General features: G+C 68.0%; 23 protein-coding genes and 1 pseudogene. 14 read left to right on the top strand and 10 right to left on the bottom strand.

From position 1 onward, the window contains the following. Window positions 1–396 precede the first annotated feature (396 nt). From HWX14_RS08815 to HWX14_RS08805, 3 genes are all read left to right on the top strand, one after another. Complete coding sequence (locus HWX14_RS08815) at window positions 397–1341, top strand: ABC transporter ATP-binding protein (protein WP_175882383.1); 945 nt, start codon at window positions 397–399, stop codon at window positions 1339–1341. A gap of 3 nt (window positions 1342–1344) precedes the next feature. Next, entirely contained in the window at window positions 1345–2106 is a 762-nt protein-coding gene (locus tag HWX14_RS08810; RefSeq protein WP_175882382.1) for an ABC transporter permease, read from the top strand. Window positions 2107–2267: 161 nt separating this feature from the next. Next, on the top strand, window positions 2268–3692 hold the full coding sequence (locus HWX14_RS08805) for an MFS transporter (RefSeq protein ID WP_175882381.1): 1425 nt from the start codon (window positions 2268–2270) through the stop codon (window positions 3690–3692). Between the two features lie 189 nt (window positions 3693–3881). On the opposite strand, the gene HWX14_RS08800 is transcribed toward HWX14_RS08805, so the two are convergent. Then, window positions 3882–4112 carry a hypothetical protein gene (locus HWX14_RS08800; RefSeq protein ID WP_011547073.1) on the bottom strand — a complete coding sequence of 77 codons (231 nt, stop codon included), beginning with the start codon at window positions 4110–4112 and terminating at the stop codon, window positions 3882–3884. Between the two features lie 221 nt (window positions 4113–4333). Here HWX14_RS08800 and HWX14_RS08795 point away from each other — a divergent pair, with 221 nt between their 5' ends. The 4 genes and pseudogenes from HWX14_RS08795 (at window position 4334) to HWX14_RS08785 (ending at window position 6775) form a co-directional block, all read left to right on the top strand. After that, window positions 4334–4765: a YciI family protein gene (locus tag HWX14_RS08795; RefSeq protein WP_175882380.1), complete on the top strand. Its 432-nt coding sequence runs from the start codon at window positions 4334–4336 to the stop codon at window positions 4763–4765. A gap of 95 nt (window positions 4766–4860) precedes the next feature. Next, window positions 4861–5667 (top strand): DinB family protein, encoded by an 807-nt coding sequence (locus tag HWX14_RS08790; RefSeq protein ID WP_175882379.1) that lies wholly within the window; start codon window positions 4861–4863, stop codon window positions 5665–5667. Between the two features lie 4 nt (window positions 5668–5671). Further along, a pseudogene (locus HWX14_RS36360) lies at window positions 5672–5791 on the top strand (alpha/beta hydrolase); the annotation flags it as partial. 108 nt (window positions 5792–5899) lie between these two features. Beyond that, window positions 5900–6775, top strand: coding sequence for an alpha/beta hydrolase family protein (locus HWX14_RS08785; RefSeq protein ID WP_175883533.1), 876 nt, complete (start codon window positions 5900–5902; stop codon window positions 6773–6775). Between the two features lie 155 nt (window positions 6776–6930). On the opposite strand, the gene HWX14_RS08780 is transcribed toward HWX14_RS08785, so the two are convergent. Further along, the gene (locus HWX14_RS08780) at window positions 6931–7161 is read right to left on the bottom strand and encodes a hypothetical protein (RefSeq protein WP_175882378.1); all 231 of its coding nucleotides are present in this window, start codon (window positions 7159–7161) and stop codon (window positions 6931–6933) included. A 207-nt stretch (window positions 7162–7368) separates the two neighbouring features. Beyond that, window positions 7369–8268, bottom strand: a complete 900-nt coding sequence (locus tag HWX14_RS08775) for a hypothetical protein (protein WP_175882377.1) — start codon at window positions 8266–8268, stop codon at window positions 7369–7371. Window positions 8269–8346: 78 nt separating this feature from the next. On the opposite strand from HWX14_RS08775, the gene HWX14_RS08770 reads away from it, so the two are divergent. Next, window positions 8347–8685: a helix-turn-helix transcriptional regulator gene (locus HWX14_RS08770; protein ID WP_069617470.1), complete on the top strand. Its 339-nt coding sequence runs from the start codon at window positions 8347–8349 to the stop codon at window positions 8683–8685. Between the two features lie 274 nt (window positions 8686–8959). On the opposite strand, the gene pqqE is transcribed toward HWX14_RS08770, so the two are convergent. The 6 genes from pqqE to HWX14_RS08735 all read right to left on the bottom strand — a co-directional run bounded on the left by pqqE (window position 8960) and on the right by HWX14_RS08735 (window position 14516). Further along, entirely contained in the window at window positions 8960–10099 is a 1140-nt protein-coding gene (pqqE, locus tag HWX14_RS08760; RefSeq protein WP_175882376.1) for a pyrroloquinoline quinone biosynthesis protein PqqE, read from the bottom strand. Between the two features lies 1 nt (window position 10100). Next, on the bottom strand, window positions 10101–10382 hold the full coding sequence (pqqD, locus tag HWX14_RS08755) for a pyrroloquinoline quinone biosynthesis peptide chaperone PqqD (RefSeq protein WP_006480620.1): 282 nt from the start codon (window positions 10380–10382) through the stop codon (window positions 10101–10103). Beyond that, window positions 10379–11098 carry a pyrroloquinoline-quinone synthase PqqC gene (gene pqqC / locus HWX14_RS08750; RefSeq protein ID WP_175882375.1) on the bottom strand — a complete coding sequence of 240 codons (720 nt, stop codon included), beginning with the start codon at window positions 11096–11098 and terminating at the stop codon, window positions 10379–10381. Before pqqC ends, pqqD begins: the two co-directional genes overlap by 4 nt. 2 nt (window positions 11099–11100) lie before the next feature. Beyond that, entirely contained in the window at window positions 11101–12024 is a 924-nt protein-coding gene (gene pqqB / locus HWX14_RS08745) for a pyrroloquinoline quinone biosynthesis protein PqqB (RefSeq protein ID WP_175882374.1), read from the bottom strand. A gap of 61 nt (window positions 12025–12085) precedes the next feature. Next, window positions 12086–12160 carry a pyrroloquinoline quinone precursor peptide PqqA gene (gene pqqA, locus HWX14_RS08740; protein WP_006485436.1) on the bottom strand — a complete coding sequence of 25 codons (75 nt, stop codon included), beginning with the start codon at window positions 12158–12160 and terminating at the stop codon, window positions 12086–12088. Window positions 12161–12482: 322 nt separating this feature from the next. Further along, complete coding sequence (locus tag HWX14_RS08735; protein WP_175882373.1) at window positions 12483–14516, bottom strand: sigma-54-dependent Fis family transcriptional regulator; 2034 nt, start codon at window positions 14514–14516, stop codon at window positions 12483–12485. Window positions 14517–14826: 310 nt separating this feature from the next. Between HWX14_RS08735 and HWX14_RS08730 the strand changes: the two genes are divergently transcribed. Beyond that, a complete protein-coding gene (locus HWX14_RS08730; protein ID WP_175882372.1) occupies window positions 14827–15852 on the top strand; it encodes an alpha/beta fold hydrolase in 1026 nt (341 codons plus the stop codon). 70 nt (window positions 15853–15922) lie between these two features. On the opposite strand, the gene HWX14_RS08725 is transcribed toward HWX14_RS08730, so the two are convergent. Next, window positions 15923–18256, bottom strand: coding sequence for a TonB-dependent receptor (locus HWX14_RS08725; protein ID WP_175882371.1), 2334 nt, complete (start codon window positions 18254–18256; stop codon window positions 15923–15925). Between the two features lie 426 nt (window positions 18257–18682). Between HWX14_RS08725 and HWX14_RS08720 the strand changes: the two genes are divergently transcribed. From HWX14_RS08720 to acs, 5 genes are all read left to right on the top strand, one after another. After that, on the top strand, window positions 18683–20404 hold the full coding sequence (locus tag HWX14_RS08720) for a methanol/ethanol family PQQ-dependent dehydrogenase (RefSeq protein WP_124465295.1): 1722 nt from the start codon (window positions 18683–18685) through the stop codon (window positions 20402–20404). 80 nt (window positions 20405–20484) lie between these two features. Continuing rightward, window positions 20485–21690 (top strand): c-type cytochrome, encoded by a 1206-nt coding sequence (locus tag HWX14_RS08715; protein WP_175882370.1) that lies wholly within the window; start codon window positions 20485–20487, stop codon window positions 21688–21690. Window positions 21691–21787: 97 nt separating this feature from the next. Continuing rightward, window positions 21788–22102 (top strand): high-potential iron-sulfur protein, encoded by a 315-nt coding sequence (locus tag HWX14_RS08710; RefSeq protein WP_023477493.1) that lies wholly within the window; start codon window positions 21788–21790, stop codon window positions 22100–22102. Beyond that, window positions 22059–23966, top strand: coding sequence for a sigma-70 family RNA polymerase sigma factor (locus HWX14_RS08705; protein ID WP_244130181.1), 1908 nt, complete (start codon window positions 22059–22061; stop codon window positions 23964–23966). The genes HWX14_RS08710 and HWX14_RS08705 overlap by 44 nt, the downstream gene beginning before the upstream one ends. Window positions 23967–24213: 247 nt before the next feature. Then, window positions 24214–26178 (top strand): acetate--CoA ligase (gene acs / locus HWX14_RS08700; RefSeq protein WP_175882369.1); only part of this gene is annotated, 1965 nt, incomplete at its 3' end.

The following is a 26178-nucleotide window of genomic DNA, read 5'->3' as shown; positions in this document are numbered from 1 at the left end:
GCATTATCGCGAGCGCCACGCGTGCCGTCCCGGTACGGCGCGAGGGCCGGCCGGCAGCACAGTCGGGCGACTTGTCGGGCGGCCGCGCGTGTGCGGCCCGATCCACGGGAAACGATCCGAATTGTTCGCGTTATTCAAATAAATCACCGAATCATCGAGCGATGCCGCCGAAATTCACGCCAATCCGGCACCAGCAGGACCCGGCCTTTCCATCAGAATGCATTTCGATCTGCCGATTGCTAATATGGCGGTCCCGCGATCCCGCACCACAATACCGTTCGACATGACGCCCGTTCGCCATGCCGTCCCCGGTCCCGGCCGCTTCGCAGCGGCGGCGGCGCCGGGCACGCGCGGCGCCCGCCACCGTCGCGCCGGCCGGCCGTGCCATCCGTGAGCATGCAACCGATCCTTTCCGTCTCCGACCTCTCCAAGACTTACGCGTCCGGCTTCCAGGCGCTGAAGCACGTGACCCTCGACATCCGCCCCGGCGAGATCTTCGCGCTGCTCGGGCCGAACGGCGCCGGCAAGACGACGCTGATCGGCTCGATCTGCGGCATCGTCACGCCAACCGAAGGCCGCGTGACGGTCGGCGGCCACGACATCCGCGATCGATACCGCGCGGCCCGCGAAATGATCGGCCTCGTGCCGCAGGAACTGACCACCGACGCATTCGAAACCGTCTGGGCCACCGTGTCGTTCAGCCGCGGCCTGTTCGGCAAGGCGCCCGATCCCGCGTACATCGAGAAAACGCTGAAGGCGCTGTCGCTGTGGGACAAGCGCGACAACAAGCTGATGACGCTGTCGGGCGGCATGAAGCGCCGCGTGATGATCGCGAAGGCGCTGTCGCACGAGCCGCGCATCCTGTTCCTCGACGAGCCGACCGCCGGCGTCGACGTCGAGCTGCGCCGCGACATGTGGAAGCTCGTCGATTCGCTGCGCGAAAGCGGCGTGACGATCCTGCTCACCACGCACTACATCGAGGAAGCGGAGGAGATGGCCGACCGGATCGGCATCATCCTCGGCGGCGAACTCGTGCTCGTCGAGGAAAAGCGCGAACTGATGCGCAAGCTCGGCAAGAAGCAGCTCACCGTGCAGCTCGAACACCCGCTCGCGGACGTGCCGCCCGCGCTCGCGCCGTTCGGGCTCGAACGCGCGGAAGACGGCGCCGCGCTCGTCTATACGTACGACTCGCAGCGCGACGACGCAAGCATCGCGACGCTCATCAACGCGCTCGGCTCGGCCGGCATCGGCTTTCGCGACCTGCACACGACGCAGAGCTCGCTCGAGGACATTTTCGTCAGCCTGATCGACAACCGCCGCAACGGCGTGCAAGGAGCCTGACGTATGAACTGGCATGGAATCCGCGCGATCTACCGCGCAGAAATGGCCCGCACGCGCCGCACGCTGATGCAGAGCATCATCGCGCCGGTGATCTCGACGTCGCTGTATTTCGTCGTGTTCGGTTCCGCGATCGGCTCGCGCATCAGCGACGTGAACGGCATCGGCTACGGGTCGTTCATCGTGCCGGGCCTCGTGATGCTGTCGCTGCTGTCGCAGAGCATCTCGAACGCGTCGTTCGGCATCTACTTCCCGCGCTTCACCGGCACGATCTACGAGATCCTGTCCGCGCCGGTGTCATACTGGGAGATCGTGATCGCGTACGTCGGCGCGGCCGCGTCGAAGTCGATCCTGCTCGGCGTGATCATCCTCGCCACGGCCGGCCTGTTCGTGCCGCTGCATATCCTGCATCCGTTCTGGATGGTGCTGTTCCTGCTGCTGACGGCCGTCACGTTCAGCCTGTTCGGCTTCGTGATCGGCATCTGGGCCGACAGCTTCGAGAAGCTGCAGCTCGTGCCGCTGCTGATCATCACGCCGCTCACGTTCCTCGGCGGCAGCTTCTACTCGGTCGACATGCTGCCGCCCGCGTGGCGCGTCGTCACGCTGTTCAACCCGATCGTCTACCTGATCAGCGGCTTTCGCTGGTCGTTCTACGGGATCGCCGACGTGCACGTGTCGATCAGCCTCGCCGCGACCGCGCTGTTCCTCGTGATCCTGCTCGCGATCGTCGCGTGGATGTTCCGCACCGGATACAAGCTGAAGAATTGACGCCGGCCGGCATCACGCGCGCCGCCCGCCGATGACGCATTTGCGCAAGCAGGCGGCGCTTTTCCTCTGATGCGGCAGTTTGTGGTCGCGTCTACTGAATACGAAGCATCGGGGCCCTCGAGCATGCGCTGCGCGGCCCCTTTTTCATTTCAGAGGACGCCATGCCCGCCGCCACCGCTCCCGCCTCCGCCGCCGCCCGGCTCGAACGCCTGCCGTTCTCCGGCTATCACAAGCGGATCTTCTTCATCATCGCGATCGCGTTCTTCTTCGACTCGGTCGATCTCGGCACGATGACGTTCGTGCTCGGCTCGATCCGCAAGGAGTTCGGGCTGTCGACCGCGGCCGCCGGCCTCGTCGCGAGCGCGAGCTTCTTCGGGATGGTGCTCGGCGCGGCCGTGGCCGGCCTGCTCGCCGACCGCTTCGGCCGCCGGCCCGTGTTCCAGTGGAGCATGGTGCTGTGGGGCGCCGCGTCGTACCTGTGCTCGACCGCGCAGAGCGTCGACGCGCTGATCGTCTACCGCGTGCTGCTCGGCATCGGGATGGGGATGGAATTCCCGGTCGCGCAGACGCTGCTGTCCGAATTCGTGCCGACCGAGAAACGCGGCCGCCTGATCGCGCTGATGGACGGCTTCTGGCCGCTCGGCTTCATCACGGCCGGCATCGTCGCGTATTTCGTGCTGCCGCAGTTCGGCTGGCGCACCGTGTTCGCGCTGCTCGCGATTCCGGCCGTGTTCGTGCTGGTCGTGCGCCGCATTGTGCCGGAATCGCCGCGCTGGCTCGAACATGCGGGCCGGCACGCGGAAGCCGACACGGTGATGCAGACGATCGAGGCGAAGGTGATGCGCTCGGCCGGCGTCACGACGCTGCCGCCGCCGTCGCGGCTCGCCGAACCGGCCGCCGCGCGCGGTCGCGGCGCGCTGCGCGAGATCTGGAGCGGCGTGTACCGCCGCCGCACGGTGATGGTGTGGCTGCTGTGGTTCTTCGCGCTGCTCGGCTTCTACGGCCTCACGTCGTGGCTCGGCGCGCTGCTGCAGCAGGCCGGCTTCGAAGTCACGAAATCGGTGTTCTACACGGTGCTGATCTCGCTCGGCGGCGTGCCGGGCTTCCTGTGCGCCGCGTGGCTCGTCGAACGCTGGGGACGCAAGCCGACCTGCATCGCATCGCTGATCGGCGGCGGCGCGATGGCGTACGCGTACGGCCAGAGCGCGCTGTACGGCGGCAGCACGACGCTGCTGATCGTCACGGGCCTCGCGATGCAGTTCTTCCTGTTCGGGATGTGGGCGGCGCTGTACACGTACACGCCCGAGCTGTACGGCACCGGCGCGCGTGCGACGGGTTCGGGCTTCGCGTCGGCGATCGGTCGTGTGGGCTCGCTGATCGGGCCTTACGTGGTCGGCGTCGTGTTGCCGGTGTTCGGCCAGGGCGGCGTGTTCACGCTCGGCGCGCTGTCGTTCATCGCGGCGGCGATCGCCGTGTGGACGCTCGGGATCGAGACGAAGGGGCTCGCACTGGAGCAACTGGCGGCAGGCGACGACGCGGGCGGCAGCGGCCGGTATCCGGCGGCGGCAGCGGACGAGGCGTCCTGATCGCCGGGTTGGTTTTCAAGCCGCTTCGAGCCGAATCCAGGCGCCCGATCTCGACATCGCCGTGCCGATACACGGCCCGGCGATCACGCACGACATCCCGCGCGTGCTCGCCGGCGCAATCGCTCACGGCAAAACCGCCACCGCGTCAGCCGCGGAGGCGGTAATACAGCAGGGGTACCGCAGGGCCGATCAGGCGTCGGCGACGACGAACTCTTCGGCCGCCTTGCGCTGGACCGCGGCCATCACGGCCAGTTCGCGCTTGCTGCGCGCATCGCCGGACACGACGCCCGTCGCGTGCTTCGCCTTCGCGCCCAGCGGGAAAAAGACGAACGACGCGCCGGCCGGCGCCGCCGGTTCCGCACGCAGGCGTTTGTTCAGGATTTTCAGGTACTTCTTCTTCGAGACTTCCTTAGCAGCCATGGCGCCCTCCGCGTACACGTGATGCGGGTCAGCATACCAGTTTTGCCGATGCGCTCCGTGACAGCGGCCGCGCTGCGCGGCGCGCCGTTTCGATCGCGCGTGAAAATTTTTTTGCCCGCGATGTCGATTCGCGCCGCCGTCACGCGTCGTATCGTCGTAACCGATCGTTTTGCCGTCGCACCGCCGGCAAACGCCCTATTCCCGTTCAAGGAGAGACGACAATGCGCGTCATGGTCATCGTCAAAGCCACCGCCGATTCCGAATCCGGCCAGTTGCCCGACACCGACATGCTGGCCGCGATGGGCCAGTTCAACGAGGAACTCGTGAAAGCCGGCATCCTGCTCGCCGCCGACGGCTTGCATCCGAGCAGCCGCGGCAAGCGCGTGCACTTTTCCGGCAAGAACCGCACCGTCATCGACGGCCCGTTCGCCGAAACGAAGGAGCTCGTCGCCGGCTACTGGCTGTGGCAGGTGAAATCGATGGAGGAAGCCGTCGAGTGGGTGAAGCGCTGCCCGAACCCGATGCCCGGCGACTCCGACATCGAGATCCGCCCGCTGTTCGAGATGGAGGATTTCGGCGACGCATTCACGCCGGAGCTGCAGGAGCAGGAAGCGCGGATGCGCGCGGAAGTCGACGCCCGACAGCAGCCCTGAGCGGCAGGGGGCGTCGCACACGCCCGGAGGAGCCGGTTGACGAAGCCCTGCTTGGTAACGTATCGTTTTGTAACGTTACTAAGCAGGGCTTCGTCATGCATTCCCGTTTCGACCGTTTCCGCTTGACCCCGCTCGGCGCCCAGCTCGAAGCGCTGATCGAACAGCCCGAACGCTATCTCGAGTTCGCGGCGCTGTCGCGCGTCGGCGTCGCCGCGATCGGCGCGATCCAGGACGAGATCGCGCGCACCTTCCCCGAAGTCGAAGCCGACACGACGGCCCGTCAGTTCTGCGGCGCGATGGTCGCCGACGTCATGCGTCGCCGCGGTCATGAGGTCGTGCAGGCGCGCGGGCGGCTCGGCGGCGCGCTGTTCAGCTATGGCGCGGTGTTCAGCGCATCCCCGCACCGGCTGCCGTTCGCCGACGTCGCCGCCGCGCTGGCGCGCATGCCCGCCAGGCTCGCCGCCTATGCGGCGCATGTGCCGGCCGCGCTCGCCACGCGCCGCCCGGCCGGCACCGGCTTCTCGCTGGTCGAACATGCGTGCCATCTGCGCGATCTCGATGCGGTGTTCGCCGCGCGCATCGACGCCGTGCGCACGGCCGAGCTGCCGGTGATCGCGTCCGTCGACGGCACCGCGCTCGCCGCGCAACGCGACTATCTCGCGCAGCCGCTCGATGTCGCCGTCGCCGCGTTCGGCAGCGGCCGCGCCGCGCTGTGCGCCACCGCGGCCGCGCTGGAGCCGGCGCAACTCGCACGCTGCGGGCTGCGCGACGGCATCCGCCGCATGTCGCTCGACGAACTCGTGCGCGAACTGCTCGACCACGACCGCACGCACGTGCTCGAACTCGACGAATTGCTCGCGGAACTCGCATTGCCGCCCCTGCCTTCAGCGGCGGCCGCATGATCCAGCGCTCGCACGCTGCGCCGGCTTCGACACGATCGCCGGCTGCGGGCACCTGATCGCGGCCGAGCGGCCCGATGCGTTTCGCGCGGCCGTCGCGCGCATCGTATGCAAGCCGTCCGCCTGACAACCCGTAGGATTCGCCGAAATATGGTTGAAAGGCGCGGTTGCTAGAGTCGTCGGAACAGGGTTTTCCCGGCATCCGGCCGGACTGGATCGACACATGCAAGGATCGATGCGCCTGGCACGTACTTTCTGGCTGCTTCTGCTGCTCGCCGTCACGAGCCCTGCTTTCGCATTTCACGCGCGAGTCGTCGCGATTCCGAGCGCGGCGATGAGCGAAACGCTGAAGGCCACCATCGTGCTGCCCGACGATTACGCGCGCGACAACCACGGCGAGCGTTACCCCGTCGTCTATCTGCTGCACGGCTCGGGCGGCGACCATACCGACTGGACGTCGAACACGCACATCGCCGCGCTGGCCGACCGCTATCACGTGATCCTCGTGATGCCCGACGGCGGACACGAAAGCTGGTACATCGACAGCCCGTTCGATTCGGGCAGCCGCTACGAGACCTTCATCGGCGATGAAGTCGTGTCCTATGTCGACCTGCATTTCCGCACGGTCGCGGCCCAGCATGCGCGCGCGATCACCGGGCTCAGCATGGGCGGCTTCGGCGCGCTGCGCATCGCGCTCGACCGGCCCGACACGTTCGGCGCGGTCGGCAGCATCAGCGGCGCGGTCGATCCGCGCTGCTGCACGGACGAGCCGGGGATCGCCCACGTGTTCGGCGATCCCGACCGCCATCCGTCGTTCTGGAACCGCAACGTGATCGTCGAAAACGCGCGGGCGTTCGTGCGTGCGCATCTCGACCTGACGATCGATTGCGGCCGCGACGATGCATTCGTCGACTCGAACCGCACGCTGCACGAACGGCTCGTCGCGCTCGGCGTGCCGCACGACTATGCGGAGCGGCCGGGCGGCCATACGTGGGATTACTGGGCGAATGCGATCCGCTACCAGATGCGGTTCTTCGCGACGTCGTTCCAGCATCGCGGCTACGCGTCTCGTACCGCGCCCGCCGCGCCGGGCATGACGCGCGCGGGGTGACGCACGGCTAGCCTTGCCAGCAGCGGCTATCCGGTCGAAGGCTGCACGGCCTGAAAATCGAAACGGGATGACGAACCGGCATGCCGGGCAGCGCGCCCGGCAAAAAAGATGAATGCGCGTCGCTCGACGCGCGAAAAAGAGAAACGACGAAGCCGTCAGTTGCCGTGCGTGGCGTCCGCGCCGACGACGCGATCGAAGAATTCCTGCGCACGCGCCAGCTCGTCGAGCGCGCGATCGAGACGCGACATCGCGCGTGCGTATTCGGCCGACGAGCCGTCGTCGTCGCTTTCGCCGCGCACCGCGCGAAACGCCTGATCGACGTTGCGCGTCGCTTCGACGAAGCGTTGTGCGGCCTGTGCTTCCGGCGAACAGATGTGGGTCGACATCGACACTCCTCCCTCAGGATTGCAGTGTGAAGCACGCCGACGCTCAGTGTGCGTGGTACGCATGTCGGCGGCGTGAACCACGACCCGTCGCGTGTCGACGCATCGGCCGCCGCACCGCGCGCTTCGTGCCGATTGTCCCTCCGCGCTCGCCGATCCGCTACGGCGAGATTGCAACAAATTCTTGCGCGAACGGCGTCGCGCCCGCCGTCATGCGCGCCCGATGCGCGGATGCGCCAGCCCCGCGAACGCGGCCGCCTCGCCCGGCGACAGGTCGAACAAGTCGCCGGTGAGATCGCGCGGATGCTCGGCTGCCGGCCGATTGCGCAGGCGCGCGACATGCGTGGGCGCCACATACGCGGCGGCCGTTTCGAGCGGGGGCACGTCGAACAGATCGCGCGTGACGCCGCGCACGGCATCCGTCGGCGACCGGCCGCGCAAGCGCGCGACGAGTTCGACGAAGCGGTCGAAATCGCCCGCGCGCGTGGCTTTGTTCACTTCCGCGAGATCGCGCACCTTCAGCACGCACGGCTGCGCGAGCCGCACGAAATACGGCGCCTCGAGCTCGACCGACAGCGCAAGCGGATAGCTCTTGCCCGTCTGCTCCTTCGCACGCCCGATGCAGTCGACCACGGCCGCCCCCTGCGCGGCGCCCAGCGGCCTGCCGGTGCTCACGCTGCGCAGATGGTCGGGAAACACGCGCAACTGCGTGCCGACCGTCAGCGCGGTGGACGACGCGCACACGAGCGCGTAGTGCTGCTCGCGACGCCGGCCCGACGGCAACGTCGAGCGGCTGGCGATGAACGTATGCGGCGGCAACGGCCGCACCTGCCCGCTGGCGTCGACCCACGCGTTCCACAGCAGCGCATCCTTGCGCTCGCCCGCGCGCGGACGCGACGCGACTGGCGAAAACAGCGCGAGCAGCGAACCCGTGCGATGCGCGGCGACTTGCGCGCTGCTGCCGAGCGGCTGGTTGATGCCCCACAGAAAACGCCCGCCCCCGAGCCGGCGCTCCCATTCCTTGCGGAGCACGACGGTCGGCAGTTCCTCGCCGGACTCGGTGCCGATCTTGGTCCAGCAGAACGTGGGAGGGAGGTGTTTCAGTGTCATCAACTTTCTCGGGATACAGCCTCGCTGCTGACAGCAAGCCCATTCAACAGCCGTAACTGTATAGGTATAATGCATCGCATGGAAGCCCCGGACCAAGATTTTCCCGTTCAAGACCTGTTGCGCCGCCTGATGGCAGATACACGCTCGTCCAGCGAAATCGCGCGACTTTCCGGGGTCAGCCAGCCAACCGTGTCGCGCCTTCGGCTGTCGAACGGGCACCGGCTGCGCCGCAGCGCGCCATTCAACAAGCTATGCAGTTTCTATGGTGTCGATACGGAGCCGTCGCGCCGCCGGTACAACGACCTGCTGCGCGACGCGATCGTCGACGCGTGGGACGGGTCGGACGAGCACGGGCGCGCGCTGCTGGTCGTGATTCAGGGGTTGAAGGGTTTGCAGGCGAAGGCGGATGACGGGTGATGGGTGATGGGTGATGGCGGTGATGGCCCGGTCAGGCATCGAGATTGAACGTGATCGGCACGCGCGCCCGCATTGGCGACGGCGCGCTGTTATCTACGTGTGCAGCGCAGCGGCTCGCGAGCGCCGCATCGCGAGCCGCTGCATCGAGGCGCGGATAGCCGCTGCCGGTCACGACATGCGCGGCGACGATTCGGCCCGCCGCATCGGTTTCCAGTTCGACGAGCGCAGTGCCGTGTTCGCCCCTGCCGTCGTCCTGGCGGCGCCCCCTCAGCGGTCAGCCGCCGCACGTCGCACCGCATTGCGCGAGCGAATTCTCCTTGCTGCGAAAAACCAGCGGCTGTTCGTCGCTCGGCGCGCGACGTCGCGCGAACTGCACCGCCTGTTCAACTTGCCCGTGATGGGCGGACTTCGCGCACACCGGATCGGCCTCGTTCGGATCGCCGGCCAGCATGTACGCCTGGCAGCGGCAACCGCCGTGATCCGCGTGCCGCTCGTCGCAGGTGCGACACGGCTCGCGCATCCAGTCGTCGCCGCGAAACGCGTTGAACGCATCGCTGTCGTACCAGATGTCCCGCAGCGACCGGTCGCGCACGTTCGGCAGCGCGAGCCCCGGCAGCGACCGCGCGGCATGGCACGGCAGCGCGGTGCCGTCGGGTGCCACGCCGAGGAACACCGAGCCCCAGCCGTTCATGCACGCCTTCGGGCGGCGCTCGAAATAGTCGGGTACGACGAACAGGATCTTGCAGCGCTCGCCGATCAGCTTGCGATAGCGGTTGACCGTTTCCTCGGCCTCGCGCACCTGCTCGACGGTCGGCATCAGTTGGTCGCGATTGAGCATCGCCCAGCCGTAGTACTGCGTATTCGCGAGTTCCAGATAATCGGCGCCGAGATCCAGCGCCATCTCGATGATCTGCCCCACGTGCGGCAGGTTGTAGCGATGCAGCACGCAGTTGAGCACCATCGGATAGCCGTGCGCCTTGATCAGCCGTGCAACGCCGCGCTTCAGCTCGAACGTGCGCGTGCTGGTCAGAAAATCGTTCAGCTCGCGCGTCGAATCCTGCAGCGACAACTGGATGTGATCGAGCCCGGCCGCCTTGAGCCGCTCGATGCGCGCGACGTTCAGCCCGATGCCCGACGTGATCAGGTTCGTATAGAAGCCGAGCCCGCGCGCATGCGCGACGAGCGTCTCGAGGTCGCCGCGCTGCAGCGGCTCGCCGCCCGAGAAGCCGATTTGCGCGGCGCCGAGCACGCGCGCGTCGCTGATGACCGTGCGCCACGCGTCGGTATCGAGTTCCGCGCCGTGCGTCGCGAAGTCGACCGGGTTGTAGCAGAACGCGCAGTGCAGCGGGCAGCGGTACGTGAGTTCCGCGAGCAGCCACAGCGGCGCGGACGGACGGGAAGTGTCGGGCGTCATGTCAGTCGAGCCAGCCGCGCAGTCGCGCATGATCGAGGAAACGATAGACGTCGGTCGCGAGATCCGATTGCATGAACAGGCGCTCGAGCTCGCCGATGATGTCGTCCAGTTCGCGCGTGCCGTCGCAGCGCGCGAGAATCTCGCCGGCGCTCGGGTTGAGCTTGACCATGCCCTCCGGATAGAGGAGCACGTACGCATCCTGGGCCGCCTCCCATTGCAGGCGGTACATGCCCCGGAGGCAGGGGCGCAGCGGCACGCCGCTGGCGGCTTCGATCGCGTTCATAGGGGGTAGGCCTTTTCGACGGCGTCGAGCATCGACCACAGGATGTCGAGCTTGAATTGCAGAATGCCGAGCGCGCGCTGCTGCGCATCCGGTGTCGTGAAATGCGCGAGCGTGACCGCGAGCCCATGCTCGACGTCGCGCTGCGCGAGCGGCACGCGGCTGCGGAAGTAATGCAGCCCGGCCGGCTCGATCCACGGGTAATGCGACGGCCAGCCCGCGAGCCGGTCGAGATGGATCTGCGGCGCGAACATCTCGGTCAGCGACGAGCACACGGCTTCCTGCCACGGCGCGCGCCGCGCGAAGTTCACGTACGCGTCCACCGCGAAACGCACGCCGGGCAGCACGTGTTCGAGCGACCACAGCTCGTCGCGCGTCAGGCCGCATGCCTCGCCGAGCCGCACCCACGCCTCGATGCCGCCTTCGTCGTCGCCCTGCCCGTCGTGGTCGATCAGCCGCTGGATCCAGCGGCGCCGCGTCTCGCGGTCCGGACAGTTCGACAGGATCGCCGCATCCTTGAGCGGGATGCAGATCTGGTAGTAGAAGCGGTTCGCGACCCAGCCGCGGATCTGCGCGGGCGAACACGCGCCGCTGTTGAGCCGCCGGTTGAACGGATGATGGATGTGATAGCGCGATTCGAGCGCACGCAGGCGCGCCTCGAATTCGGTCGCGGTCCAGGGCGTCGCGTGCAACGCCGTAGCGGGGATCGGTGCGTTCATCGTCAGACCTGGAATTGCATGCCGTCGTGCGCGACGTCGATGCCGTGCGCGCGCAGGTGCGCATGCTCGACGGAATGCGGATCGAGAATCGGGTTCGTGTTGTTGATGTGCGTGAGCACCTTGCGCGTTCGCGCGGGCAGCGTGTCGAGCCAGTCGATCATGCCGGGCCGCCCGGGTTCCGCGCACTGCGCGAGATGCCCCATGTCGGCCGCGTGCTTGCCCGACAGGCCGAGATCGATCATCTCGGTGCCGGTCCAGAACGTGCCGTCCACCAGCACGAGATCGGCGCCGTCCATGGCCGCGCGCACGTCGTCGGTGACCGACGCGAGCCCCGGCGCATAGAACGCGCGCCGCCCGCTCGCGACGTCTTCGATCGACAGCGCGATGTTGTCGCCGGGCGCGGCCGACGCGCGTCGCGGCGAATAAGGCGGCGGCTTGCTGTCGACGGCGATCGCGGTGAAACGGATCCCGCGCGCCGCCGGCACCGCGAACGGCTCGCCGGGCACGATCGTGTGCGCGGCGACGCCGCAGTAATGACCGAGCAGCGGCACGAGCGGCAAGCCGGTCGACAGGTCGTCGAGCACCGGCGCGCTCGCGTAGAGCGGCAGCGGCGTCGAGCGTTCGCGCAGCATCAGCAGGCCCGTCACGTGATCGATCTGCGCGTCGCACAGCACGACGGCGGCGATGCCGCTGTCGCGGATCGCGCGCGCCGGTTGCAGGTCCGGATCCGCGCGCAATTGGGAAAGAATGTCGGGCGACGCATTGACGAGGACCCAGTCGACGCCGTCGTCGCTGACCGCGATCGACGACTGCGTGCGCGGCAGCACGTGGCCGCTTCCGCTGCGCGCACGCCGGCAGTTCGCGCAATTGCAGTTCCATTGCGGCAGGCCGCCGCCGGCTCCCGAGCCGAGTATCTTGATCTTCATGGGCGTCAGCTCCCGAAGCCGCCCGCGCCGACCACGGCGAAACGGGCGGCACGCACGGCGATCAGCGGTTGGCGATGTACATCGTGATTTCGAAGCCGAAGCGCAGGTCGGTGTAAGACGGTGTCGTCCACTGCATGGTGTGTCTCCTGTCGAGTTGATGAGTGATGCGTCGATGCGTTGCTGGATGAATCGAACGACCGCCGCAATCGAGCGGTCGATTCATCTTCAGCAAGGAGCGTGCCGAAACCGTACTTCGGCTGCCCGGCGGCGGTATGCGGCCGTCGTCCGGGCATCGGGACGCATTCCTTACGAATAGCTGACGCGATTCGCGCGAATGCGCTCCACCGCCCCGACGGCACGAGGTCCGCGAGGGGTGACAGGTGTTGAATCATTGAACACCGGTGTTGCAACTTGACACACCGGCTGTGACAGGTCGCGCACCGCGCGACGGCTGCGCGTCAGTCTTCGTCGGACGACGGATGGCGCGCCGCGTCGGCGGCCGGCATCTTCCGGTAGATCGTGTTGCGCGAGACGCCGAGCGCGCGCGCCGCGGCGGACACGTTGCCGCCGTGACGGGCGAGCGCGGCGGCGATTGCCGACGCAGCGACGTCCTGCAGGCGCGCGTCGGCGGGCAGCAACGCGTCCGCGACGCCGGGCCCGGCGCCCGCCGAGGCGGCAGAATCGGGCATAACTTGCGTGGCCTGCGCATCGCCGCGCCGCAGGTCGTCGAAGAAGTCGTCGGGCAGGTGCTCGCGCCGGATTTCGCCATCGTCGTCGACCATCGCCGCCGCCGTGCGCAGCAGATTGCCGAGCTGACGGAAATTGCCCGGCCACGTGCAGCGCACGAACAGCTCCATCACGTCCGGCGCGACGGACAAGGGCGGGCGGCCCGGGCCCGCGAACGCCTCGCGCTGCAGCATCTTCTGCACGACGACCGCGAGATCCGTGCGGTCGCGCAACGGCGGCAGGCGCACCACGAGGCCGTTCAGCCGGTAGTAGAGATCCTCGCGGAAACGGTTCTGCGCGATCATGTCGCGCAAGTCGCGGTGCGTCGCGCAGATGATCGCGATGTCGACGGCGATCGTCTTCGTCGACCCGAGCGGGTTCACGAGGCGCTCCTGCAGCACGCGCAGCAGCCGCACCTGCAGCGGATACGGCATGTCGCCGATCTCGTCGAGGAACAGCGTGCCGCCGTTCGCCTGCAGCAGCTTGCCGATCGCCCCCTTGCGGCGCGCGCCGGTGAACGCGCCCTCCTCGTAGCCGAACAGCTCGGATTCGATCAGCGTCTCCGGGATCGACGCGCAGTTGACCGCGACGAACGGCGCGTCGCGGCGCGGCGAGTCGTTGTGGATCGCCTGCGCGAGCAGCTCCTTGCCGGTGCCGGTCTCGCCGGTGATCAGGATCGGGATGTCCTTGCCGATCACCTTGCGCACCTTCGCGATCACGCACGCGACCTGCGCATCGCCGGTGTCGAGATAGTTGAGCCGCGACAGGCCGGCCGACGTGCCCGCCGCCGGCGCGGGCACCGCGTTCGCACGCGCAGCCGGCGCGCCCGCGTCGTGGACGTCCGTCGGCCGGCTGCCTTCGGCCAGCGTCGCGCGACGGAAGTGCACGCGCGCGCAGACCACCGCGCCGTTGCCGAGATTGAGCATCAGGTGCCGGTCGGTGCTCGCGCGCATGCGGTCGATCAGTTGCGCACTGGTGACGTCGAACAGCGACGACAGCGTGTGCGCGCGCAGCGCCGCGAGCGGCATACCGAGCTGAAACTGCGCGCTGCGGTTAGCCGACAGGAAGCGGCCGTCGGCGGTGAACGCGACGATCCCCTCCATCAGCGTGCCGAGGAACTCGGGGCGGCCATGGAACGACACCTGCAGCGTTTCCTGAAACGTCGTCGTAAACAGATGATTCTCGATCATCTGCACCGACATCTTCGCGAGCGCCATCGTGTGCTGGTGATAGCTGCGGTGGTCGCCCGTCACGTCGAGCACGCCGATCGCGTCACCGTACGGATCGAGGATCGGCACGCTCGAACAGGTCAGGAAGCGGTTCGCGGCCAGGAAGTGCTGATCGCCGTGGACGACCATCGGGCACAGCTCGGCCAGCGCCGTGCCGATCGCGTTGGTGCCCTGCCGGTTCTCCGCCCAGTTCGCGCCCGGGCGCAGCGCGACCTTCTCCGCACGGCGCAGGAAATCGTCGTCGCCGATCGAATGCAGGATCAGCCCTTCCGCATCGGTCAGCACGATCATGCTCTGCGTGTTGACGATCTGCTCGTGCAGCGTCTCCATCACCGGCATCGCGTGCACGCACAGCACCCGGCTCTGCTCGCGCTTGAGCACCAGCGCCGAGCTCGGCAGCACGTCGTAGTCGGGCCGAGCCGATACCTGCAGGCCGAACGTCTCCGAGCGCTCGTGGGCCTTCTGGATCGCCGGCGCGGGCCAGCCAGCGGGATGGGCGGCCCGTGACCCGGCCGCCTGCTCTACGTCATCGCGCATTGTCTCCTCCGGGGGATCCTTCCGGTCAACTGCCGGACTCTTTGCCGTCATTGCAAGCAAGCATCGGGCCACACTGGCGTCCGGGGTACAAATTGAAAGCATCGTGTAATCAATCGCCCGGGGCGCGGTCATGCAGGTCGCATAGCGCGACGGCCCGGCCTTGGTGATACCGTGATTTCCCGACGCGTGACTACCCGTGCGAATCCGGATCTTCGCGGCTGGCGCGTTTCTGGCTTTATCGCAGAACCACTCCGGCCGCTGGCCGGCCGAATGACGGTTGCCTTCCCGAGTTCGCCCGAACCCTATCGACATGACGCGTCGCCCGATTCGATCCACGCCGTCGCCCGCAATGCGGGCGTTGCCCGACGCACCGGCGTCATCGGCGTCATCGATCACGCCCGTTCGCCAGCGCCTGTTCCGCGACGCGCAATCGATCGCATTCGCCGTGGCCGGCGCCGCGCAAGGCCATCCGGTCGTCGTGCTGCACGGCGGGCCCGGCAGCGGCAGCCAGGCCGGCATCCGGCGGCTGTTCGACCTCACCCGCGTACGCGTCGTGCTGGTCGACCAGCGCGGCGCGGGCGCATCGACGCCACGCGGCGGCACGCGTCACAACGACACCGCGCGACTGATCGCGGATCTCGAGGCGGTGCGCGAGCAGCTCGGCATCGCACGCTGGGGCGTCGTCGGCGGATCGTGGGGCGCCGCACTTGCGCTTGCGTATGCGGGCACGCATCCGGAGCAGGTGACGGGCGTCGTGCTGCGCGGCCTGTTCCTGACGTCGCCACGCGAAGTCCGAGGGCTCTTCATGACGTCCCGCACGCGTGCGCCGCGCGAATGGCGGCGCCTGCATGCCGCGGCAGGCGGGGGCCGGCCGGATCGCCTGCTGTCGCGCTGCGCTGCCGGGCTGCGCCACAGCGCGAGCACAACCCGGCAGCGCGAGGTCGCGCTCGCGTGGCACGCGTACGAAAACGCGGTCCTCGCGTCGACACGCACACGCCGCTCGCCCGTGCGCGCAATTCAGTCTGAGAACACCGTCGGCCGGCTGATCGACAAATACCGGATCCAGGCGCACTACCTGCAACACGATTGCTGGCTCGGCGAGCGCCGCGTGCTCGCACTCGCGCGACGGGCCGCGCAGGCCGGCGTGCCGCTGTTCGCCGCGCACGGGACGCACGATCCCGTTTGCCCGGTCGGCAACGTCGACCGCCTCGCGCGCGCCGTGCCCGACGCGAAAATCGAACGCGTGAAGGCCGGGCATCTCGCCAGCGACCCGGCGTTGGCGCGCAGCGTCGCACGCGCCGTGAATGCAATGTTCGCGGCGGTGCCGTTCACATGACGACGCAGCGCCCGTTCGTATTCACGACACGAACCCGCAGGCGGCCGCACCCCACGCGACCGCGCACCGCTCAATCCCACGCATAGCGCACGCCGGCCCACGCGCCGCGCGGCGCGCCCGGCCCGACGAATTGTTCGTTTACCGGATTGGCGCCGTCGAACGTATGGTTCGGCCCGTTGAAGAAATTCTGGCCGAGTGCGCCGAAGCTTGCATAGCGCTTGTCGAACAGGTTCGTCACGCTCGCGAACACCTCGAACCGCTTCGTGATCCGGTAACGCGTGTCGAGATCGACGAGCACGTAGCCCGCGATTCTCCCGTTCACGTCGCCGTTGTTCTCGTCGCCGCGCGCATACACGCCGCTGCGCCACGTGACGTTCGCGCCAATGTCCCACGCGTGCGTCGCCGCATAGTCGAGCCGCAGCTTAACCGTATGCGCGGGAATGCCGGGGATGCGGTCGCCCGGCTTGACCGTCACGTTGCCGTTCGCATCGGCCGCCGAATTCGCCGGGCTGTGTTCGGTCCACGACGAACGGTAGGTTGCATCGACATGGCTGTACGACAGCCCGACACCGAGCGGGCCGAACCGCGTGCGGCCCGCGAGCTCGATCCCCTGCCGTCGCGTGTCGCCGACGTTGCGGAAATAGCCCTGCGCGCTGGCCGGGCTGCTGATGAACTGGATGTCGTCGGTCAGCGTCGTGCGGTAGGCCGCGGCGCTCCAGGTCGTCGCCGCGCCGATGCGGCCGCGCACGCCGGCTTCGAACGTCTTCGAGATCACCGGCTTGAGCGCCGGGTCGGCGATGAAGTCGTTCGGCAGCGAACACGGCGTGGCCGGGTCCGCGCATGCGAGTTCGATCGCGGTCGGCGAACGCATGCCTTCGTTGTACGTCGCATACGCGGTGAAGCCCGGGACCGGGTTCCAGTTGAGCCCGACGGCCGGGTTGAAGCGCGAGAACACATGGTTGCCGTCGAGCAGCGGCTGCACGCCGCTCTCGTCGCCGATCTGCGCTTTGGACCAGTCGTAGCGGCCCGACAGCGTGAGCGTCCAGTGCGGCGTCAGCGACAGCGCATCGCTCAGGTACACGCCGAAATTCGCGTTGCGCGTTTTCGCGCGGGTCTGCCGGACGAAATCGCCGATGCCGATCGCCGCGCGCGCATCGGTAAACGACGCGTCCTGCGACGCAGCAACGTAGCTGGCGTTCGCAACATCGGCCGAGACGCCCGCGACCATCTGGTTCGCCATCCCGCCGAGCTTGCCGAGCAGCGTGAGCTGCACGCTGCCGCCGTAGCTGTCGGTGACGATCGTCGATTGCGCGTTGCTGCCCTGCACCGTGTCGACCGTGCCGTCGTCGTCCACCGATCCGTAATCCGTATTGTTGTTGCTGCTCGTGTTGGCGTTGCGCAGGTGCCGGTAGTACGCGTTGCCGCTCAGTTCGACGCTTTCGCCGAAAAAGCGCTCGCCCGACAGCGTCAGGTAGCCGGCGCTATTGCGGTTCCGGTCCGGGTACGTATACGCCTGCTTCGGGTTGTCGAGGAACGAGCGCGGGATCGTCTGGGTGCCGGACAGCGTGTTGTCCGCGCCGCCCGCGGCGACCGACAGCGTCGTGTCCGCATCGGTGTAGCGCAGCTTGCCGAACGCCTGCCGCACGCGGCTCGCGTTATGGTCGGCCCAGCCGCCGTCGTTCGCGACGTTCGCGGTTGCGTAGTAGTCGAGGTTCGGGCCGATCGTGCCGCCCTGCTCTACGCTGGCGGTCTTGCGGCCCCATGAGCCGCCCGACACCTCCGCTTCGCCGCCCGGGTTCGACCTGCCGTTCTTCGTCGTGATCGCGAGCGCACCGCCGAGCGTGTTGCGCCCGTACACCGGGTTGGAGCCCGGAATCAGCTGCACGCGGTCGATCGCCTGCATGGGGAGGATGTCCCAGTTCACGACGTCGCCGAACGGTTCGTTCACGCGCACGCCGTCGACGAACACCGACAACCCCTGCGGCGTACCGAGCAGCGGCGACGCGGTGAAGCCCCGATAGTTGACGTCCGCCTGATACGGGTTGCCCTGCGCATCCGAGATCGTCACGCTCTGCAGGTTCGCGGCGAAGAAATCGGCGAGCGTCGCGCGGTGCTGCGCGTCGAAATCCGCCGCGCGCACCGTCTGCACGTTCGCCGGCACCTTCGACAGCGGCGTGCCGATCCCGAGCAGCGGCGTCGTGCCGACGACCACCACCGCGGGCAGCACGACGGCCGGCGGCGCGGCCGGCGCGATCGCACCGCCGTCCGCCTGCTGCTGCGCGCGCACGCCGCCGGTCGGCAGGCCGAACAGCGCCAGCGCGCCGAGCGTCGTGCCGACGCATCGCGCACGCCGGCCACGCCGCGTCGCGCCGTCGCGCCCGGCTGCCTTTGGTCTCCTGATCATTCCGTTGTCTCCGCACTCGTATTCCGCCGGCCCGTGCGATGCATCGCGCGGCGACGGGTTGTCGCGAAGCCGGCGTGCGAGAACCGTGCCAGCGCCACGAGCACGAGCAGCGCGCGCTGCGCCGCACATCGTTTCGGAACGGCATGCGACCGACTCGCCGCTGTTCTACGGACTGCGCCACCTGTCATGTTTGGCAACACTTCGCGCGCGACGGTGTACCTGAATGCAACACCTGCGTGGCGGTCATGACGCGAGCCGTCGATCGACGCATCAGCCGCGATGCGCCGGTGTACCGCGCCGCACCGGCTTCCCGCCGCGATGGCATGCGACTTGCGTAACGGGCAGTGCACTCGGCCCGGAACCCCAACCGTGCCGGCGCGACGAATCGTTCGCGGCGGTGCGACCACAATGACCCAGGAGACAACCATGAAGAAACTCTCGGCTTCAGCGAGCCGGCTGGCGACGATCGGCATCGCGGTGGCGGCCGCCGTCGCGCTGAACCCCGGCCTCGTCGAAGCGGCTGCGGACTACCCGGCCGTGACCTACCAGCGCCTGACCGATGCGCACGGCGATCCGGGCTGGCTGACCTACTACCGCACCTACGACGGCCGCTCGCATTCGCCGCTCAAGCAGATCGACACGTCGAACGCGAAGGATCTCAAGCAGGTGTGGGCGTACAAGTTCCCGGCCGACCTGAAGCAGGGCTTCGAGGCGACGCCGATCGTCAACGGCAACTACCTGTTCGTGACGACGCCGAAGGACAACGTCTACGCATTCGATGCAAAGACCGGCAAGCAGCTGTGGAAATACGAGCCGAAGCTCGGCGCGGCCTCGTTCAAGACCGCGTGCTGCGACGTCGTCAACCGCGGCGTCGCGCTGTACGGCAAGAACGTCTACATCGCGATGCTGAACGGCGAAATCGCGGCACTCGACGCGCAGACCGGCAATCTCGTGTGGAAGAAGCAGATGTTCGAACCGGGCCTCGGCTACGCGTTCTCGCTCGCGCCGCTCGCGATCGACGGCGCGATCGTCGTCGGCACGTCCGGCGGCGAATACGGAATTCGCGGCTACATCGCCGCGCTGAATCCGGAGGACGGCTCGCAGGTCTGGAAACGCTACACGATCCCCGCCGCCGGCGAAAAGGGCGCGGAAACCTGGCCCGACGGCATGCAGAGCCATGGCGGCGGCGCCGCGTGGCTGACCGGCACGTACGACGCCGCGTCGCGCACGCTGTACTGGGGCGTCGGCAACCCCGGCCCGTGGCTCGCGGCGCTGCGCCCCGGCGACAACCTGTATTCCGACTCGCTGCTCGCGCTCGATGCGAAGAGCGGCAACCTGAAGTGGCACTACCAGTACACGAACAACGACACGTGGGACTACGACGGCGTGAACGCGGCCGTCCTCGCGGACATCAAGTACAAGGGCAAGGACTACGACGCGATCATCCACGCCGACCGCAACGGCTTCTTCCATGCGATCGACCGCACGACCGGCAAGCTGATCTACGCGACGCCGTTCGTGAAGGCGTTGTCGGTCACCGGCTACACGGACGACGGCAAGCCGATCCAGGACGCGTCGAAGTTCCCGAAGGCCGGCACGACGATCGAAACGTGCCCGAGCTTCCTCGGCGGCAAGAACTGGTGGTCGATCTCGTACGACCAGGAACGCAACATCGCGGTCGTGCCTGCGCTGCATGCGTGCATGAGCCTGACCGGCAAGTCGGTCAGCTACATGGAAGGCCTGCCGTATCTCGGCGAAGGCTTCGAGATCAAGCCCGAGCCGGGCAGCGAAGGCTACGGCGAACTGACGGCCATCGACGTGAACACCGGCAAGAAGCTGTGGAGCCACTGGTCGAAGAAGCCGTGGAACGGCGGCGTCGCGACCACGGCGAGCGGCCTCGCGTTCAGCGGCTCGCTCGACGGCCACCTGTACGCGTTCGACACGGCGACCGGCAAGGTGCTGTGGGAAAGCCCGCAACTCGCGAGCGGCATCATTTCGCAGCCGTCGGTGTACGAGGTCGACGGCAAGGAGTATGTCGCCGTGCTCGCCGGCTATGGCGGCGCGAACCCGATCTGGGGCGGCCCGATGGCCGACATCGCGAAGGACGTTCCGCGCGGCGGCACGCTCTACGTGTTCGCGCTCAACTGACCCGGCGCCACGCCCGAGTCGCGCCCGCATGCGCCCGATGCGGGCGCGACGCCCCACCCGCTTCAACCGGACACACGATCATGAATACTCGCCTCACTTCCGTCACCGTCGCCAGTCTGCTCGCCGTGGGCGTGGCGCTGACACCGGCAGCCGCGTCGGCCGGCGTGCGCGTCTGCACGCTGCCCGGCAGCCCGACCACCGCGCTCGACCGCTCCGTTGCGCGCGAAGTGTTCCGCGCGGCGGGCATCGCCGCGACCTTCAACACCCGCGGCGTCGACGACAACGGCGACGACGACGGCATCTCCGCCAGCGAGCTGACGAAATCGCTCGAACGCGACTGCGACGTGATCGCCGGCTTCCCGCGCTCCGCGATCGCCGATGCGTCGGGATCGAAGATGACGTTCTCGCAGGGCTATCTGCGCTCCGGCTACGTCAGCGTGTCGCTGCGCGATGCGCAAGCGCCGACCGGCGCGAAGGAAACGATCGCGGCCACCTACGGCAGCCCGTCGCAACTGATCGCCGCGCAGCAGGCGAACGCGCGCTTCGACCTCGAGAACACGAGCGAACAAACGATCGGCGCGCTCGCCGCGGGTCGCGCGCAGCGCGCGATCGTCTGGTATCCGAGCGTCGTCGCCTACGAGCGTGCCCATCCGAAACAGCGGTTCAAGGTGGCGGCGACTGCATCGCCGTACTCGGACTGGCAACTGTCGTTCGCATTCGGGCCGGGCAAGGACGCGTTGCAAAAGCGCATCGACGCGACGCTGTCGCAAATGAGCGGCAACGGCCGTCTCGCGTCGCTCACGCGCGGCTGGACGCTGCCCGACGACATCGCGCAAGCCGCCGCCACGCACGTGCCCGGCCGGTTTCTCGACGGTGCGATCGCGTCCGCTCAGCGGCCGGCCAAGAGCGGCTTCATCAAGGTGTCGACGGGCGAAAGCAGCGGCGTGCCGTCGTTCGATCAGGCGCAGGTGCAACACGGCAAGAAGCTCTACGGCGATGCGTGCGCGAAATGCCACGGCGACCAGCTCGAGGGCAATACCGCACCCGCGCTGAGCGGGGAATCGTTCGCGCCCGAGGGCAAGTCGCACATCACGGTCGGCGGCATCTTCCTGTACATGTCGAGCAATATGCCGGCCGATCGCCCCGGCAAGATGAGCGCACAGGAATACGAGGACCTGATGGCGTTCCTGCTCTACTCGAACGGCTACGACGCGTCGAAGAGCAAGCTGACCGCCGATATCGCCAACGCGTCGAAGGCGCCGCTCATCGCCGGGCCGCGCAAGTAACTTTTCCCCCGCTTCCGTTTCGGTCGACCGCCGCACCGGGCAGCATGCCCGGCGCGCGGGCCGGGCTTTTTCCTTTCATTTCGTTCAGGACGACACCATGATCTCCCGCCATCGCAGAACCTTCTTCGTGCAGGCCGCCGGCCTGTGCGCCGCGCTCGCGGCCGGCACGCGCGCATTCGCGGCCGCGCCGCCCGTCGACGAAAACGACGCGGCAGCGAAGACACTCGGCTACCGCGCGAAGGCGACGACCGTCGACGCCGGCAAGTTCCCGAAGTACCAGGCCGGCCAGACGTGTGCGAACTGCCGCTTCTACAAGGCCGCCGCGGGCGAATCCTCCGGGACGTGCCCGATGTTCGCGGGCAAGACGGTTGCCGCGGAAGGCTGGTGCAACGTCTATGCGAAGCTCGCTTGATGCCGGGCCCGCCCGCGAGCGCGACGACGCGTCGCGTCGCGGCGCGGATGCCGAACGCGCGGGCCATCTGCATGCGCTGATCGCGCTGGGCATTGATCGCGGATACGTGACGCACGGCGAAATCGCCGATGCGTTACCCGACGAGACGGTCGAACGCGCGGAAGTCGACGCAGCCGCGTCGATGCTGCGCGAGTTCGGCATCGACGTCCGCGAGCATGCCGGCGCGCGTACCGCGTGGACGCTCGACCGCCATTTTTCTCCGATGTCGGAAGTCGCGTCGTCGCTCGCCGACGCCTCGACGCCGCTCGCGGCCGATGACCTGCTCGCGAGCCGGACCAACGATCCGGTCCGGCTCTATCTGCGGGAAATGAGCGCGACACCGCTGCTCGAACGCGACGAAGAGATCGCGCTCGCGCTTCGTCTGGAAAGCGGCCGTGCCGCGTGCATCGACGCATTGAGCCGCGATCCGGCGGCGCTCGCCGCCGTCGCGGCGATCGCGGACGACATCCGTGCCGGCAAGGTGGCGGCGTCGGTTTACGTGACGGGATTCGCCAGTGATGCCGAACCGCTCGCGAGTGCACCGGCGACGTTGCCCGACGATCCGACCACGGAGTCACCAACGCCCGACGACGACACACGTCTTCCCCTCGACAGCCCCGCGTGGCGCGATACGGTCGTCGAAGCGCTCGAACGCGCCGGCGCGCTGGCGCCGGCGATGCAGCACGCATTGCGCGCGGACGGTTTCGCGTCGGCCGCTTACCGGGCGCTGCTGCGCGAAGCGGCCGCGTTGACCGGCGCCATCCGCTTTACATCGCGCGCGATCGAACGCATCGGACAGGCGAACCGAGAGCGCGCGACCCGAGCGCGCACGTTCGAAAAACGGCTCGTCGACACGCTGGCCGCCGCGGGCATCCCTGTCGATTCCGCACACCACGATATCTTCACGCCGTGCGACGACGTATGCGCATGGCTGCACGCACGCAGCGCCGCGCATCCCGACTGCGCCGCCGCCCTCGCCCGCCATGCGCCGGCGCTGATCGATGCGCGCAGCGCACTCGCGCGCGTCGCCGCTCAGTCGCCGTTGCCGCTCGACATCGCGATCGCGCTCGATGCGCGGTTCTCGCGTATCGAGCGTGCGATACAACCCGCGAGAACGAAGCTGTTCCAGAGCAATCTGCGGCTCGTCGTGTCGGTCGCCAAACGCTATGCCGATCGCGGCCTGCCGTTCTCCGATCTGATCCAGGAAGGCAATATCGGCCTGATGAAGGCCGTCGATCGCTACGATCACCGGCGCGGCTTCAAATTCTCGACCTATGCGACCTGGTGGATCCGGCAGGCGATCACGCATGCGCTCGCCGATCTGGGACGCACGATACGCGTGCCCGCGCATACGGTCGATGCGCTCAACAAGCTGTCGCGGCTCGCGCGCATCCACCGGCAACGGACCGGCGACATTGCGGACGCACGGGCGCTGTCCACGCAGATGCGGCTGCCGGTCGACAAGGTGCGCGAGCTGATGAGCATCGTGCGAGAACCGATCTCCGCCGACCTGCCGGTTTCGCCCGATCACGACCTCACACTGTGCGACGTCACGATCGACCCCGACGCGCCGACCCCGGAAGAAGCCGCGAGCGCCGGCCAGTTGCGCGCGGCGGTTGCCGAGCTGATCGACAGTCTCCCGGTACGCGAGGCGTGGATTCTTCGCCTGAGATACGGCATCGACGTCGACAACGAATATTCGCTGCGCGAGATCGGCCGGCAACTGAACCTGTCGGCCGAGCGCGTGCGTCAGCTCGAGGTGGCGGCGCTCGAACGTATCCGGCAATTCAGGCACGCACCGGCGCTTCGCTCGTTGCTCGCCTGACGCGGCCGTGCCGGACGACCACCTGCCGGCTCGCCCCAACTGCTCAGGACTGCAACACGACCTGCTGCATTTCTGAACGCCGCGCCGCATCGCGCCGCCGCCGCGATGCAGCGGGGCTGATCCCATCGGACACCACACGCCCGGCTGTCGCGGATTTCGCCGCATACACGCACCGATCGCACAACTGGCACGCATGTTGCCTTTTCCAGAGCGCCGTCACGAATCACATGAACGCAGGGAGACACGCTTGTCCAAGATCGAATCGGTTCTTCACGAAACCCGTCAGTTCGCGCCGCCCGCGGCGCTCGAGAAGACGGCGACCATTTCCGGCATGCCGGCCTATCGCGCGCTCGTCGCCGAGGCCGAGCAGGATTACGAAGGCTTTTGGGCGCGCCTCGCGCGCGAGGGCCTCACGTGGCACAAGCCGTTCACGACCGTGCTCGACGAGCGCAACGCGCCGTTCTACAAATGGTTCGACGACGGCGAGCTGAACGCGTCGTACAACTGCCTCGACCGCCACGTCGAAGCCGGCAACGGCGAACGCGTCGCGGTGATCTTCGAGGCCGACGACGGCACTGTCACCCGCGTCACCTATGCGGACCTGCTTGCACGCGTGTCGCGTTTCGCGAATGCGCTGAAGAAACGCGGGATCGGTAAAGGCGATCGCGTCGTCATCTACATCCCGATGTCGATCGAAGGCATCGTCGCGATGCAGGCTTGCGCGCGCATCGGCGCGACGCACTCAGTCGTGTTTGGCGGCTTCTCCGCGAAGTCGCTGAACGAGCGGCTCGTCGACGTCGGCGCGGTCGCGCTGATCACCGCCGACGAGCAGGCGCGCGGCGGCAAGACGCTGCCGCTCAAGAGCATCGCCGACGAGGCGATCGCGCTGGGCGGCTGCGAAGCAGTCAAGAGCGTGATCGTCTATCGCCGCACCGGCGGCAAGATCGACTGGCATGCGGAGCGCGACCTGTGGATGCACGAGCTCACGGACGGCGAGTCCGACACGTGCGAGCCGACCTGGGTCGGCGCCGAGCATCCGCTCTTCATCCTGTATACGTCCGGCTCGACCGGCAAGCCGAAGGGCGTGCAGCACAGCACCGGCGGCTACCTGCTGTGGGCCGCGCAGACGATGAAGTGGACCTTCGACTGGAAACCCGACGACGTGTTCTGGTGCACGGCCGACATCGGCTGGGTCACGGGCCACACGTACATCACGTACGGCCCGCTCGCGTGCGGCGGCACGCAGGTCGTGTTCGAAGGCGTGCCGACGTATCCGGACGCCGGCCGCTTCTGGAAGATGATCGGCGATCACAAGGTCACCGTGTTCTACACCGCGCCGACCGCGATCCGCTCGCTGATCAAGGCCGCCGAAGCGGACGACAAGGTGCATCCGAAGAGCTATGACCTGTCGAGCCTGCGCATCATCGGCACGGTCGGCGAGCCGATCAATCCGGAAGCATGGATGTGGTACCACAAGCACGTCGGCCACGAGCGCTGCCCGATCGTCGACACGTGGTGGCAGACCGAAACGGGTGGCCACATGATCACGCCGCTGCCGGGCGCGACGCCGACCGTGCCGGGTTCGTGCACGCTGCCGCTGCCGGGCATCACGGCCGCGGTGGTCGACGAGACGGGGCAGGACGTGCCGAACGGACAAGGCGGGATTCTCGTCGTCAAACGGCCGTGGCCCGCGATGATCCGCACGATCTGGGGCGACCCGGAGCGTTTCAAGAAGAGCTATTACCCGGAAGAACTCGGCGGCACGCTCTATCTGGCCGGCGACGGCACCGTGCGCGACAAGGAGACCGGCTACTTCACGATCATGGGCCGGATCGACGACGTGCTGAACGTGTCGGGCCACCGGCTGGGCACGATGGAGATCGAATCGGCGCTGGTGTCGCACGAACTGGTGGCCGAAGCGGCGGTGGTCGGCCGTCCGGACGACACGACGGGCGAGGCGGTCGTGGCGTTCGTCGTGCTGAAGCGCTCGCGCCCGGAAGGCGACGAAGCGGCGGCGCTCGCGAAGACGCTGCGCGACTGGGTCGGCAAGCAGATCGGGCCGATCGCGAAGCCGAAGGACATCCGCTTCGGCGACAACCTGCCGAAGACGCGCTCGGGCAAGATCATGCGGCGCCTGCTGCGCTCGCTCGCGAAGGGCGAGGCGATCACGCAGGACACGTCCACGCTCGAGAATCCGGCCATCCTCGAGCAG

It is taken from the genome of Burkholderia sp. BCC0044 (genome assembly GCF_902832955.1).
Taxonomy (GTDB): domain Bacteria; phylum Pseudomonadota; class Gammaproteobacteria; order Burkholderiales; family Burkholderiaceae; genus Burkholderia.
This window is presented reverse-complemented; position numbering and strand designations above follow the sequence as displayed.